Origin of the sequence: Yersinia enterocolitica, from assembly GCA_002082245.2 — a bacterium.
Taxonomy (GTDB): domain Bacteria; phylum Pseudomonadota; class Gammaproteobacteria; order Enterobacterales; family Enterobacteriaceae; genus Yersinia; species Yersinia enterocolitica_E.
In genome coordinates this window covers 3,927,325-3,941,692 of sequence record NBTC02000002.1, presented here as the reverse complement: position 1 = coordinate 3,941,692, position 14,368 = coordinate 3,927,325, and the positions used below count along the sequence as shown (strand labels likewise).

The following is a 14,368-nucleotide window of genomic DNA, read 5'->3' as shown; positions in this document are numbered from 1 at the left end:
TTAACCTCGGGTTTTCAGGTGCATTTCACGTTCAGCTTCAGTCAGGGAAGCCAGGAACGCATCACGCTCAAACACACGTGTCATATAACCCTTCAACTCTTTAGAGCCAGCACCGGTTAACTCGATACCTAAGACAGGTAAACGCCACAGCAGCGGAGCCAGATAGCAATCAACCAGGCTGAATTCTTCGCTCATAAAGAAAGGCATTTCATTAAATACCGGCGCGATAGACAACAGAGCTTCACGTAGCTGCTTGCGGGCTGCTTCAGCTTCCTGAGCATTACCTTGTTCGATCTTATGCATCAGGGAATACCAGTCTTTCTCGATGCGATTCATCATCAAACGACTGCTACCACGTGCAACAGGGTATACCGGCATCAATGGAGGATGAGGGAAACGCTCATCCAAATACTCCATGATGATACGGGATTCATACAATGTTAACTCGCGATCAACCAAAGTAGGAACGGTCTGGTAGGGATTGAGGTCAATCAGGTCCTGCGGCAGATTACCAGCTTCAACCTGCTCAATCTCAACACTGACACCTTTCTCCGCCAGTACGATACGTACTTGATGGCTAAAAATGTCGGTCGGGCCGGAAAACAGCGTCATTACCGAACGTTTGTTGGCAGCGACAGCCATGAAAACCTCCAAGATTATCTAGAAAACAGTGCGAATAGCCCACGGTTAGGTTGCTATCCTGAGTCGTTTTACCGCCGGTTCGTCATCTCGACAGCTGTTGCCGTAAATAAGCCTTGGTCGAGATAGTTATTCAGCCAGGGAGATACACGGACGCCAACAGTTCGCCGAACAGGCACAAAAGTGGGTGATAGTTTACCAGATTTTGCATGTTTTGTGGGGATGGTGCTGCGATTTCGTGATTAATTGTTTATCAGACAACGGTTTAGCAACGAAAATATAATATGTGATGCTATGGAAAGTGGTTTTTCAGGCATAAAAAAACCCGGTGAGACACCGGGTTTTTGCCATTAATCTGATGCCATAAAGGCAAAAAATTAACGTTTGGAGAACTGTGGACGGCGACGTGCTTTACGCAGACCCACTTTCTTACGCTCAACTTCACGCGCATCACGCGTTACGAAGCCAGCTTTACGCAGTTCTGGGCGCAGAGTCTCGTCATATTCCATCAGTGCACGGGTAATACCGTGACGGATAGCACCAGCTTGACCAGAAATACCACCACCTTTAACAGTGATGTACATGTCAAACTTGCTAACCATATCTAGCAGTACGAGCGGTTGCATAACAACCATACGGCCAGTTTCACGACCGAAGTACTCTTCGATGCTACGTTGGTTAATAACGATATTACCGCTACCCGGCTTAAGAAAAACGCGTGCAGCAGAACTTTTGCGGCGACCAGTGCCGTAGTATTGATTTTCAGCCATTGCCATAATCCCGATTAAATGTCCAGAACTTGCGGTTGCTGCGCCGCATGATTGTGCTCAGTACCTGCGTAAACTTTAAGTTTACGAAACATTGCACGGCCCAGCGGACCCTTCGGCAGCATGCCTTTAACCGCGATTTCAATCACACGCTCAGGACTGCGGGCAATCATCTCTTCAAAGGTCGCTTGTTTGATACCACCGACGTAGCCGGTATGACGGTAATAAATCTTGTCTGTACGCTTGTTACCGGTTACAGCAACTTTTTCTGCGTTCAGAACGATGATGTAATCACCAGTATCAACGTGCGGGGTGTATTCCGCCTTGTGCTTGCCGCGTAGGCGACTAGCCAGTTCAGTAGCGAGGCGACCTAAGGTCTTACCGTTCGCGTCAACAACATACCAGTCACGTTTTACAGTTTCTGGTTTCGCTGTGAAAGTTTTCATTATAAAAGCTTACCCAATTAATAAGTTACACGTTGGTGAACACCCAAACGTTCAAAAACAGTTGAGGCTCACACGACCATCAGTCCAGCAAACCTACCCCTTCGAATAGCCAATGCCGGCACTATCAAAGTTTTTGGGAAAAAAACTTTGTTGTAACGTGGGGTCGCAAGATTATAGAGAAGTCGACGTTAAAAATCGAACTGTTTTTGACGAGAAAGGTATAAATTAAACATGTTAAGTTAGGGCGAAGGAAAATCGCCCACCACAGAATAGCATTTTAGCGGGTCAGAAGTGAATAACGGTCGTGCAGATTATCCCTATGGCAGATGCGGTAAAGAGAGATACTCTTCACTTTGCATCTCTTGTAACCGCGATAAACAGCGTTGATATTCGAATTTAAGGCGCTCACCGCAATAAATATCGAACATTGATACTTCTGCCGCAATAATCAATTTTACCCGCCGTTCATAAAACTCATCCACGAGTGCCAGAAAACGCCTGGCCGTATTCTCATCTCGCGTCTCCATGCGGTGGACGTTGTGCAGTAATACCGTGTGATAGAGTTTGGATAGCGCAATGTAATCCAACTGGCTGCGGGCTTCTTCACACAATGTATGGAAATCTACCGCCAGAACACCCTGTGCTGAACAAATAGCAGGCAATGGCCGATGATTTACTTCCAGTATCGGCGCTTGGTCCCCCTCTTTACCGGCCAGTTTGACAAAAATATCGTCCATCGCCTGTTCAGTTTGTGGATTCAAGGGCGTCAGATAAAGATTTGCCTGAGTCAGGGTCCGCAGGCGGTAATCAATCCCCGCATCGACATTCATCACATCACAATACTGTTTAATCAATTCAATGGCTGGCAAGAAGCGGGCACGCTGTAAACCGTTATGATACAAATTATCCGGTGGAATATTGGAGGTGGTAACCAACGTGATACCTCTGGCAAAGAGTGCCTCCAGCAATGTCGCCAGTAACATGGCATCAGTAATATCCGAGACAAAAAACTCATCAAAGCACAGCACATCAGTCTGCGCTTTGAAACCGTCGGCAATAATCTCCAGCGGATTTTCATGACCTTGCAGCTCAGTCAGTTCTTGATGTACCCGTAGCATACAACGATGGAAATGCAGTCGCAGCTTGCGCTCACCCGGCAAGCTGTGGAAAAACAGATCCATCAGCCAGGTTTTACCCCGCCCAACACCGCCCCACATATATAGCCCCTGGGCGGGTCGTATGGGGGTCCGGGGTACAGCTCGCCCAATCAAACGGTTCAGCCGCCCGCGCAGACTCGTGCTGGTCGGCGCTATACTCTGGCGTTGATTTAGTTCCTGATAAAGCCTATCCAACCGTGCTACAGCACGCCGTTGTACCTCATCAGGTTGGTAGTCGCCAGCATCAAGTGCCTGCTGGTAAAGTGCTGTAGGTGTACTTGGTTGCATGTTTATCAACAATCCCTGATAAAATAGTTATCTACTTTTTGCGCGACTTTGTTGCTGATTTATCGGGCAATCGCCGCATTTACCGACACTGCCACTGCGAAGAAAGCCTGATAACCATAAGCAAAGTTGCATCAGGATTCCACTCCGACAAGGTTAACGGTTATAGTGGGTATTATTAAGTGAAAAAGTCCTGCTGAACAATGAAGTCAAAAAAGGAGTCATCATGACCTGGGAGTATGCGCTTATTGGGTTGGTTGTTGGTATCGTGATTGGCGCGGTGGCTATGCGCTTTGGCAACCGCAAATTGCGTCAGCAGCAAGTGCTGCAAAATGAGCTGGAGAAAAGCAAAACTGATTTGGAAGAATACCGTCAGGAACTGGTTGGGCATTTTGCCCGCAGTGCTGAGTTGTTGGATAATATGGCTCGCGACTATCGCCAGCTCTACCAACATATGGCGAAAAGCTCCAATAACTTATTACCGGACTTGCCACTGCAAGATAACCCGTTCCGCTACCGTCTGACTGAATCTGAAGCAGATAATGATCAGGCACCGGTAAAAATGCCACCTCGGGATTACTCTGAAGGCGCATCGGGGTTATTACGCCCGGAGCATCAGACCCGCGATTAAGCACACGTTTAGCTATCATACTGACTACGGTGGGGTGTATCTCACATTACCGTGGTCAGTACATTTACACTTCTATACTTACCTCTCCTTGAATTGCTTCATAGCGAGCCTTATATCAAGCCATATCTTAGGATGCTTATATTTAGGACAGCAGTAGCCTTTTGAAATAAGTGAATTTTTTAGCTAATCCAGAGTCTTAATTTACAACGGGCCTGTAACAGCCATCCATCCTATTCATTCACCGTTAGGTATTGAGAGAGTTTAAATCAATGAAGAAAAAGTCATTATTTCTTAGTGCGCTGGCATTGAGTGTCGGCTTAGGTCTCGCGTCTGTTCCAATGGTGAACGCAGCAGCTCTCCCAGCGGCAGTAGCAGGGCAGGCAGTCCCTAGCCTGGCACCGATGTTGGAAAAAGTTTTGCCCGCGGTAGTCAGTGTTCATGTGTCAGGAACACAGGCACAACAGCAACGTTTGCCAGAAGAATTCAAATTCTTCTTTGGCCCGAATGCACCCGCCGGTAAAGAAAGCAGCCGTCCATTCGAGGGGTTAGGGTCGGGTGTTATCATTAATGCCGAAAAAGGCTATGTGCTGACAAACAACCACGTTATCAATAATGCGGATAAAATTCGCGTTCAGCTCAATGATGGTCGTGAATATGATGCGAAGCTGCTAGGACGTGATGAACAAACCGATATCGCGTTATTGCAGTTAACCGATGCCAAAAATCTGACCGCGATTAAAATGGCCGATTCCGATAACCTGCGAGTGGGTGATTTTGCCGTTGCTGTCGGTAATCCATTTGGTCTGGGGCAAACAGCAACATCGGGGATTATTTCAGCCTTGGGTCGTAGTGGCTTGAATTTGGAAGGGTTGGAAAACTTTATCCAGACCGACGCCTCCATCAACCGTGGTAACTCTGGCGGCGCGCTAGTTAACCTCAATGGTGAATTGATTGGGATTAACACCGCAATTCTGGCCCCAGGTGGCGGCAACATCGGTATCGGCTTTGCTATTCCAAGTAACATGGCGCAAAACCTCAGCCAACAATTGATTGAGTTTGGCGAAGTGAAGCGCGGGCTATTGGGCATTCGTGGCAGCGAAATGACCGCTGACATGGCCAAAGCCTTTAATATTGATGCTCAGCGTGGTGCTTTTGTCAGTGAAGTGCTACCAAAATCAGCCGCATCTAAAGCAGGCATCAAAGCCGGTGATGTGTTGGTTTCTGTTGATGGGAAACCCATCAGTAGCTTTGCTGAGTTGCGGGCCAAAGTGGGCACCACGGGGCCAGGTAAAGCCATTAAAGTTGGCATGCTGCGCGATGGGAAACCGCTTGAAGTCACCGTAACCCTGGAAAACAGCAGCCCAACGTCAACTAGCGCAGAAACCTTATCGCCATCATTGCAGGGTGCATCCCTGAGCAATGGGGAAATAAAAGGGGGCAGTAAGGGCATCAAAGTTGAGAGCGTGACCAAAGGCTCACCTGCAGCGCAATCTGGTTTGCAGAAAGATGATGTGATTATTGCTGTAAACCGTGTCCGGGTTCAGGATATTACTCAGTTGCGCAAAGCCCTTGATGCGAAACCGGCGGTAATTGCACTGAATATTGTGCGCGGTGAAGAGAATATTTACCTGTTAATACGCTAATTTGCAGAAAAATCGGACACAGCACAATGCTGTGTCCGCCAAACTCATGCTATCCTCCTGTCATCCATTCATTTACGCCTTAAACCTCATGTTTCTTAAGCTATTGCGTTCTATTATTTTGGGGCTAATTATTGCCGGTGTCTTGCTGGTCGCAATACCTATGCTCCGTAGTCCGGGCCATATCTTTTCCGGCAAGAGCAATAGCATAGATGAAGAGGCTCCAGCCAGTTATAACCAGGCGGTACGCAGAGCTGCCCCTGCGGTGGTTAATGTCTATAACCGTAGCCTAAGCTCGACACAAGATGGACTGGCTATTCGTACATTGGGTTCTGGCGTAATCATGAGTGATAAGGGATATATCCTTACCAACAAGCACGTTATCAATAATGCTGAACAGATAATTGTGGCACTACAAAATGGCCGAGTATCCGAGGCATTACTCGTGGGTTCCGATGGCTTAACTGATTTAGCGGTACTAAAAATTGATGCGGTGAACCTACCAGTAATTCCAATCAATATTAATCGTGCCCCCCATATCGGTGATGTCGTGCTGGCAATTGGTAACCCTTATAACCTTGGCCAAACCGTCACCCAAGGGATTATCAGCGCCACTGGGCGTATTGGTTTAAGTGATTCCGGGCGACAAAACTTCCTTCAGACCGATGCTTCAATCAATCAGGGGAATTCTGGCGGTGCGCTGGTGAATACCTTGGGCGAACTGATGGGAATTAACACTCTGTCCTTTGATAAGAGCAGTAACGGCGAAACACCGGAAGGGATTGGTTTTGCGATTCCGACAGCACTTGCGACCAAAGTGATGGAGAAACTTATCCGTGACGGTCGAGTGATACGTGGCTATATCGGAGTTACCGGCGAGGAATATCCGCCCTTCAATGCCAGCGGCAATAGTACGGATCGGGTGCATGGGATTAAGGTCAATGACATATCAGCTCATGGCCCCGCAGTAGATGCAGGTCTGCAAATTGGCGATATCATCCTTAGTGTTAATAATAAACCGGCGACATCCGTTATCGAAACTATGGATCAGGTAGCAGAAATCCGCCCCGGCACCACCATCCCTATCTTATTGTTACGTAACGGCCAACAGATGACGGCACAAATCACTATCAGCGAGTTAGATCAAAATGCCGTGCTAGGTCATCAGACAACCCCACAACCGTAATAGTCATCTTGAAATTCGGGTAAAAAAGCAGCCAACTGCACTTACGTCGTGATAGAAGAAGAGTTTAGCCATAAAAAATGCCAGCGCGATATCATCGGCTGGCATCTGTTTTTCTTGCGTTTTAGCGGGTTTATTCGCCTTTTATACGCTCAATCTTGGCACCCAAGGCACGCAATTTATCTTCGATACGCTCGTAGCCACGGTCGATATGATAAATACGATCAACGATAGTTACCCCGTCAGCAATACAGCCCGCTAATACCAAACTGGCTGAAGCACGCAAATCAGTGGCCATCACCTGGGCACCTGATAGTTGCTCAACACCATAACAAATCACGGTATTGCTCTCGATTTCTGCATGTGCGCCCATCCGAATAAGCTCAGGCACATGCATGAAGCGGTTCTCAAAAATGGTCTCAGTGATAACACCGGTTCCTTCCGCCACCAAATTCAATAAGCTGAATTGAGCCTGCATATCGGTTGGAAAACCAGGGTGCGGCGCAGTGCGTAGCGTAACCGCTTTCGGACGCTGCCCGTGCATATCAAGGCTTATCCAGTCGTCGCCAATCTCAATATCAGCACCCGCTTCACGCAGTTTAGCCAATACCGCATCCAGCGTATCAGGCCGAGTTTGACGGCACACAACCTTACCACCAGAGATGGCCGCAGCAACCAGGAAAGTACCGGTTTCAATGCGATCAGGCAGCACACGATAAACACCACCACCCAAGCGAGCAACGCCCTCGATGGTAATTCTGTCAGTACCTGCACCACTGATTTTCGCACCCAGCGTATTGAGGAAATTAGCCGTATCGACAATTTCTGGCTCACGGGCCGCATTCTCAATTACGGTGGTGCCTTCAGCTAATGTGGCAGCACTCATAATGGTAACAGTCGCGCCAACGCTGACTTTATCCATGACGATATGCGCGCCTTTCAGGCGGCCATCGACGGACGCTTTAACATAGCCCTCTTCCAGCTTGATTTCAGCACCCAGTTGTTCCAAACCGGAAATATGCAAATCAACCGGACGCGCACCGATAGCGCAGCCGCCGGGTAAAGAAACCTGGCCTTTGCCAAAACGGGCAACCAGTGGCCCCAACGCCCAAATAGAGGCACGCATGGTTTTGACTAAATCATAAGGAGCGCAAAACTCATCCACGCCGCTGGCATCAACAAAAACTGAACCAGAGTCATTACGCTCAATTTTTGTGCCTAATTGGCTGAGCAGCTTAATGGTGGTATCAATGTCTTTTAGCTGTGGGACATTTTGCAACTCTACTGGTTCTTCAGCCAGCAATGCAGCAAACATTATTGGCAATGCGGCGTTTTTCGCTCCTGAAATAGTGACTTCACCGCTTAGGCGAGTCCGCCCCTGCACACGAAATTTATCCATTGTGACCACTCTCTGTTGTCAATTCGAATTTACTGCCCGCCTTAGAACTGTCGACGCTTCGTTAAACAGCTCCCGGGCCAACAGCATTAAAAGCCGTTTAGTTTGCGATCCCGTTGCCACTCTTGCGGCGTATAGGCCTTAATTGATAAGGCATGAATACGGTTATCAGCGATATATTCCATCAAAGGCGCATACACAGCCTGCTGTTTTTTCACCCGGCTCATATCGGCAAATAACTCACCGACAGCAATCACCTGAAAGTGGCTGCCATCACCGGTAACATGCGCTTCTTGTAATGCTAATGCTTGCATCAGCACGTCTTTAATTTCGTTAGTATCCATAAGATTCATTCTATTTTAAGAGGATCGTTATTTTTAAGTGAAGCATAGCCAGCCAAACATATTAGTGGAATACGGCGAGCTCCGAAACTAAAGAAAAGCCCCTGTTTCGTTGTTACGCACAGGGGCCTTTGAATATCTTTGGCTTTTATACCCTTCTTACCTGGGTATAGCTTTTGGTATAGACGACACAGAAAGCCGCGAACTTAACTAACGAGCCATTTCTACCGGAATGATGTGCTGGAGGTTGTACAGCTCAATTAGAGTAGACAACCGATCACTGACACCAGTAATCGTTAATGAGACACTTTGTTTGCCTGCCGGTTCATGAAGAGAATGCAGTTCGCGAAAGTGCACCAGCAATGCCAGACCGGATGAGTCGACACGCTGTAATTGGCTGACATCAATATGAGTCTTACCCGCCAATAACGCCTCACGCTGCTGCCAAAGTGGTAACAGTGTTTCACGATCTAATTCACCTCGCAGCACCAGCGTTTCTTGCTGTGACTGCCAGCTCAATTTATCTACCATAATTATTGCTTATCTAACGTAATTGGCTGTTTCGCGGCGATCAACAACTGCTTAGTCAGGCCATCAACCCCTTGCTGACGCAGGATAGAAGCCCACTCATTTTGCTTAGTACTAATCATGCTAACCCCTTCGGCTATCATGTCATACGCCTGCCAGTTACCGGTTTGGCTATTTTTACGCCATTGAAAATCTAAACGCACAGGTGGTCGGCCATTTGGATCAAGAATAGTCACGCGAATAGCAACAATATTGGCATCACCCAGTGGTTGGTCTGGTGCAACATCGTAAGTTTGGCCGTGGTACAGCGCCAATGCCTGACCGTAAGCCTGTTCCAGATATTGACTGAACGCATTGAAGTACGCTTCGCGCTGCGCAGGGGTCGCCGCTTTATAATAGCTACCCAGGACTAACGCACCGGCGTATTTGATCTGGACAAATGGCAACAGTTCTCCACGTACGATGGTGCGCAAATAGTCTGGGTTCTGTTTGATCTTAGGTTGTTCGGTTTTTAAGCGCGTGAATGTTCTTTGCGCGGCTTCATCCATCATTCGGTATGGATTAGTTTGATCGACAGCATTCGCCAGTGGTGCTACCACCAGCAACGCAACCATAAGTAAACGTTTAAACATTCAGAGACCCTCTTAAGGATGTTGAGTTGCAGGTAAGCTGCCGTTATCTGTCGGAGTGGGCGCCGCTGCCGTTGGGGCTACTGGCTCACTTGCTGGCGCATCAGAATTACCATCCCCGCCACTCTTGTACAAGAACTGGCCGATAAGATCTTCCAACACCAGTGCAGATTTGGTGTCTTGAATTATACCGCCATCTTTCAAAATAGTGGTGCCCATATCCGGGTCTTCAAAACCGACATTTAGTGCCAGGAACTGTTCACCCAATAAGCCAGAAGTGCGTACCGCCAAAGAGCTGGTATCCGGGATATGGTTATAACGTTGCTGAATATCTATCGCCACACGTGGGCTGTAGTTTTTGGTATCCAGCGTGATGTCAGCCACCCGCCCCACCACAACACCGCCAATTTTGACCGGCGAATTGGTTTTCAGACCACCCACATTGTCAAACGTTGCATAAATTCGATAAGTCGGCTGGTTGCCTACTGATTTGATATCCGCAACCTTCAGGCAGAGAAATACGACCGCCAGAATAGCAATCAGTATAAACAAACCTACCCAGACTTCACTTTTCTTCGTTTGCATCGACTCAATTCCCAAACATCAGTGCTGTCAGCACAAAATCCAATCCCAATACCGCCAGCGATGAATGCACTACGGTACGGGTCGTTGCCCGGCTAATCCCTTCAGATGTTGGGATCGCATCATAACCATTGAACAGCGCAATCCAGGTCACAGTAATAGCAAATACCAGACTCTTAATTAGGCAATTCAGTAAATCGGTACGCCACTCCACAGCATTTTGCATCGCCGACCAGAAGAAACCGCCATCGATCCCTTTCCAGTCAACCCCCACCACAGAGCCACCCCAGATACCGACGGCAACAAAAATAGCGGTTAATAATGGCATACTGATAAGACCTGCCCAGAACCGGGGAGCCACCACTCGACGCAGCGGGTCGATTGCCATCATTTCCAAACTGGAAATCTGTTCAGTGGCTTTCATCAAGCCAATCTCCGCGGTTAGAGCAGAACCGGCGCGACCGGCGAACAACAGTGCGGTTACCACTGGCCCCAACTCACGTAGCAGTGATAAAGACACCATCATCCCAAGACTGGCTTCAGCACTGTATGTGGTGAGGATCAAAAAGCCCTGTAACCCCAGAACCATGCCGATAAACAGACCGGAAACCACGATAATCAGTAGCGATTGCACACCGACGCTATAGAGCTGTTTAACCAATAATGGCCATTGTTTTCGCGGTTCAGGCCGCCCGACAAGGGCATTGAATAACATTAAACCCGCGCGACCAAAGGATGCGCTGACATTAATGCCCCTACGCCCTAAAGACGCTAACGCCTGTACTAACATGAATACTCCATCAGCCTATCTCCTTCGTATTTAAAGCTACAGGGGGTTAGCTACGATAACTCCCGAACCACTTAACCGAGTAAGTTCATCGGGGATAGCTCGCTTACTGCCTACCTGCAACTCCAATTACTTTGGGTATAACAGCTCAGTTTTATAATCACCGGCTGGGAAACGGAAAGGCACCGGCCCGTCGGCAATACCATCAAGGAACTGGCGCACCCGCATATCGCTATTGGCTTGCAACTGTTCCGGTGTTCCTTCGGCAATAACATGCTGATCGGCAACAATATAGGCATAATCAGCAATACTAAGGACTTCAGGCACATCGTGGGAAACCACCACACAAGTCACGCCTAATGCATGATTCAGCTCATCAATCAGTTTTACCAGCACCCCCATAGTTATAGGGTCCTGACCCACAAATGGCTCATCAAACATAATCAATTCAGGATCAAGGGCAATGGCCCTTGCCAGTGCAGCACGCCGCGCCATACCGCCGGAAAGTTCGGCAGGCATCAGATTAGCCGCCCCACGCAGCCCCACGGCTTCCAACTTCATCATCACCGTACTGTGCAGCAATTCCTCCGGCAAACGGCTATGTTCGCGTAATGGGAAAGCCACATTCTCAAACACGGTCAAATCAGTGAATAACGCACCAGATTGAAACAGCATGCTCATTTTCTTACGCACATCATACAAACGCTGACGTGAAAGCGCCGGAATATTATCACCATCAAACCAGATTTCACCTGCATCCGGTACAAGTTGCCCACCGATCAGGCGCAACAATGTGGTTTTACCAATTCCTGATGGCCCCATAATCGCAGTCACTTTGCCGCGGGGGACCGTCATGTTGATATCGGCGAATATCGGACGCTCACCACGGGTAAAACTCATCCCGCGGATCTCTATCAAATTCGACGACAATTGCTTCATTATCATTCGTCCCTTTAGGCCTTTAATTACTCATCCGAGCGCCAATGCTACATCAAATGGCGGCAACGAGCACAATGGGAAGTATTTTGGCAACTTATTGTCACTTTTTCGTAGCCAAAGTTGCCATAAGTTTTACTTTTCTGGCACTCACAGTCAAAATTAGGGTTAACTCAAAAAAGAGCGTAAAACGCTGTTAGTGGTTTTTACCCATGGGCTAGCTGTTTTCCACCGAAAATGGGTTACCAACAGTCAGCTTCTACCAACGGATCGGGATTATACCTAATAAAGGACTCTGCATGCCTCTTGCGATAACACTATTAATCATCGGCTTGGTCTTATTAGTGTATGGCGCTGATCGATTAGTTTATGGCGCCGCTGTGTTATCCCGTTCTTTCGGCATCCCCCCCCTTATTATTGGGATGACCATCGTCGGTATCGGCACATCGCTACCTGAGTTGATCGTTTCGGTGACTGCAGCACTGAATAATCAAACCGATATGGCGGTTGGGAATGTGCTTGGCTCTAATATTACCAATTTACTGCTGATTGTCGGTGGTGCAGCCCTTATACGCCCATTAACAGTACGATCAGAGATTTTACGCCGTGAATTACCGTTGATGCTGGTAGTGACGGTGCTATGTGGTTTCCTGCTGGCTGATAACCATCTCAGCCGTGGAGATGGTATTATTTTGCTGGTAGCAGCAGCGGCGTTTATTATTCTGATGCTGAAAATTGCCCGTCTGGCCCATGTGGAAGGCAATGACATCCTGACTCGCGAACAGTTGGCTGAATTGCCTCAAGACAGTAGCAATACCGTCGCTCTTTTGTGGTTAGTGTTAGCTTTCATTATCTTGCCACTCTCGGCCAAAATGATTATCGATAATGCCACGGTCATTGCCCGGGTCGCAGGTGTCAGTGAACTGGTTATAGGGCTGACTGTTATTGCCATTGGCACCAGTTTGCCTGAACTGGCTACTTTTATCGCTGGCGCGCTGAAAGGGGAAGATGATATGGCGGTCGGCAATATCATCGGTTCGAACATTTTTAATATTGTGATTGTGTTAGGTGTACCTGCTCTGCTCTCCCCTGGCGATATTAATCCAGAAGCTTTCCAGCGCGACTATTGGGTGATGCTCGGTGTCAGTGTGATATTTACCCTTCTTTGCCTGGGGCGTAAACATCGCATCGGTCATATGGCAGGTGCTCTGTTATTATGTGGGTTTATCGCTTATCTAGCGGTGCTGTTTTTTGCACCCTTTAATGTGGCATAACCATGTTCATTCAATGGGAACCAAGTATGTCTTCTTATGATTTACAGCCAGCAACTGATTCACCGTCGGGTATTAACTCATTGCCAAGAGTGGATTTTCAACAGGCGGGAAAACAGGTGCTGCAGATTGAGCGCGAAGGACTGGCACAACTCGATCAATATATTAATGACGATTTTGCCAAAGCCTGCGATGCAATATTTAACTGCCATGGCAAAGTTGTGGTTATGGGGATGGGCAAATCTGGCCATATTGGTTGCAAAATTGCCGCCACCTTCGCCAGCACGGGAACACCTGCCTTTTTCGTCCACCCCGGTGAAGCCAGTCATGGCGATCTCGGCATGGTCACGCCACAAGATATTGTGCTCGCCATCTCTAATTCAGGGGAATCTAACGAGATCCTCGCTCTCATCCCGGTTCTAAAGCGCCAAAAAATTCCGCTAATCTGCATGAGCAATAATCCTGAAAGTAGCATGGGTAAAGCGGCCGATATTCATTTGTGCATCAAGGTCCCACAAGAGGCCTGCCCATTAGGGTTGGCGCCGACCACCAGTACCACAGCCACCTTGGTGATGGGGGACGCGCTTGCAGTTGCATTGTTACAGGCCCGAGGCTTCACTCAAGAAGATTTTGCTCTCTCCCATCCAGGCGGAGCACTGGGGCGCAAGTTACTGTTGCGAATCAGCGATATCATGCACACTGGTGCAGAGCTCCCGCACATCAGTCCCGATGCGTCATTACGCGATGCGTTACTGGAGATTACTCGGAAGAATCTGGGTTTAACTGTCATCTGTGACGATTTGATGATGATTAAAGGTATCTTTACCGACGGTGACTTGCGCCGAATATTTGATTTGGGTGTCGATCTGAATAACGCGAAAATTGCAGATGTAATGACCAGTGGCGGTATTCGAGTCCCTCCAACCATGTTGGCTGTGGATGCACTCAACCTGATGGAGTTGCGCCATATTACCGCCGTATTGGTCGCAGATGGCGATCAGTTGCTGGGTGTGGTGCATATGCATGACATGCTGAGAGCCGGCGTGGTCTAACCGTGGACTGTCTGGTGAATAAAACAGCTAACAACGCCGCAACGTCAAGTAAGAAGAGTTTCCCAAATTAATTGGGGTTGCAGCTAGGCTGCAAACGA

General features: G+C 48.2%; 16 protein-coding genes. 5 read left to right on the top strand and 11 right to left on the bottom strand.

Annotated features, from left to right (window positions below; genetic code table 11):
* From A6J66_019510 to A6J66_019495, 4 genes are all read right to left on the bottom strand, one after another.
* On the bottom strand, positions 1–642 hold the full coding sequence (locus A6J66_019510) for a stringent starvation protein A (GenBank protein PNM26156.1): 642 nt from the start codon (positions 640–642) through the stop codon (positions 1–3).
* Positions 643–1,016: 374 nt separating this feature from the next.
* Positions 1,017–1,409 (bottom strand): 30S ribosomal protein S9, encoded by a 393-nt coding sequence (locus tag A6J66_019505; GenBank protein PNM26155.1) that lies wholly within the window; start codon positions 1,407–1,409, stop codon positions 1,017–1,019.
* A 14-nt stretch (positions 1,410–1,423) separates the two neighbouring features.
* Complete coding sequence (locus tag A6J66_019500) at positions 1,424–1,852, bottom strand: 50S ribosomal protein L13 (protein PNM26154.1); 429 nt, start codon at positions 1,850–1,852, stop codon at positions 1,424–1,426.
* A gap of 317 nt (positions 1,853–2,169) precedes the next feature.
* A complete protein-coding gene (locus A6J66_019495; GenBank protein ID PNM26153.1) occupies positions 2,170–3,297 on the bottom strand; it encodes a cell division protein ZapE in 1,128 nt (375 codons plus the stop codon).
* A gap of 223 nt (positions 3,298–3,520) precedes the next feature.
* On the opposite strand from A6J66_019495, the gene A6J66_019490 reads away from it, so the two are divergent.
* The 3 genes from A6J66_019490 (at position 3,521) to A6J66_019480 (ending at position 6,751) form a co-directional block, all read left to right on the top strand.
* Positions 3,521–3,925, top strand: coding sequence for a cytochrome D ubiquinol oxidase subunit III (locus tag A6J66_019490; protein ID PNM26152.1), 405 nt, complete (start codon positions 3,521–3,523; stop codon positions 3,923–3,925).
* A gap of 269 nt (positions 3,926–4,194) precedes the next feature.
* Positions 4,195–5,568 (top strand): serine endoprotease DegQ, encoded by a 1,374-nt coding sequence (locus A6J66_019485; GenBank protein ID PNM26151.1) that lies wholly within the window; start codon positions 4,195–4,197, stop codon positions 5,566–5,568.
* 88 nt (positions 5,569–5,656) lie between these two features.
* The gene (locus A6J66_019480) at positions 5,657–6,751 is read left to right on the top strand and encodes a serine endoprotease DegS (GenBank protein PNM27083.1); all 1,095 of its coding nucleotides are present in this window, start codon (positions 5,657–5,659) and stop codon (positions 6,749–6,751) included.
* Between the two features lie 130 nt (positions 6,752–6,881).
* On the opposite strand, the gene murA is transcribed toward A6J66_019480, so the two are convergent.
* The 7 genes from murA to A6J66_019445 all read right to left on the bottom strand — a co-directional run bounded on the left by murA (position 6,882) and on the right by A6J66_019445 (position 11,950).
* Entirely contained in the window at positions 6,882–8,147 is a 1,266-nt protein-coding gene (gene murA / locus A6J66_019475; protein PNM26150.1) for a UDP-N-acetylglucosamine 1-carboxyvinyltransferase, read from the bottom strand.
* 86 nt (positions 8,148–8,233) lie between these two features.
* The gene (locus A6J66_019470; GenBank protein PNM26149.1) at positions 8,234–8,497 is read right to left on the bottom strand and encodes a BolA family transcriptional regulator; all 264 of its coding nucleotides are present in this window, start codon (positions 8,495–8,497) and stop codon (positions 8,234–8,236) included.
* Between the two features lie 198 nt (positions 8,498–8,695).
* Complete coding sequence (locus A6J66_019465; GenBank protein PNM26148.1) at positions 8,696–9,016, bottom strand: STAS domain-containing protein; 321 nt, start codon at positions 9,014–9,016, stop codon at positions 8,696–8,698.
* A 2-nt stretch (positions 9,017–9,018) separates the two neighbouring features.
* Positions 9,019–9,645, bottom strand: coding sequence for a phospholipid-binding protein MlaC (locus A6J66_019460; GenBank protein PNM26147.1), 627 nt, complete (start codon positions 9,643–9,645; stop codon positions 9,019–9,021).
* A 12-nt stretch (positions 9,646–9,657) separates the two neighbouring features.
* Complete coding sequence (gene mlaD, locus A6J66_019455) at positions 9,658–10,227, bottom strand: outer membrane lipid asymmetry maintenance protein MlaD (GenBank protein PNM26146.1); 570 nt, start codon at positions 10,225–10,227, stop codon at positions 9,658–9,660.
* 4 nt (positions 10,228–10,231) lie between these two features.
* Positions 10,232–11,014, bottom strand: a complete 783-nt coding sequence (locus tag A6J66_019450) for an ABC transporter permease (protein PNM26145.1) — start codon at positions 11,012–11,014, stop codon at positions 10,232–10,234.
* Positions 11,015–11,140: 126 nt separating this feature from the next.
* Entirely contained in the window at positions 11,141–11,950 is an 810-nt protein-coding gene (locus A6J66_019445; protein ID PNM26144.1) for a phospholipid ABC transporter ATP-binding protein MlaF, read from the bottom strand.
* A gap of 296 nt (positions 11,951–12,246) precedes the next feature.
* On the opposite strand from A6J66_019445, the gene A6J66_019440 reads away from it, so the two are divergent.
* Both A6J66_019440 and A6J66_019435 read left to right on the top strand, forming a co-directional pair.
* Complete coding sequence (locus A6J66_019440) at positions 12,247–13,221, top strand: calcium/sodium antiporter (protein ID PNM26143.1); 975 nt, start codon at positions 12,247–12,249, stop codon at positions 13,219–13,221.
* A 71-nt stretch (positions 13,222–13,292) separates the two neighbouring features.
* Positions 13,293–14,270 (top strand): arabinose-5-phosphate isomerase KdsD, encoded by a 978-nt coding sequence (locus A6J66_019435; protein PNM27082.1) that lies wholly within the window; start codon positions 13,293–13,295, stop codon positions 14,268–14,270.
* The last annotated feature ends 98 nt before the right edge of the window (positions 14,271–14,368 follow it).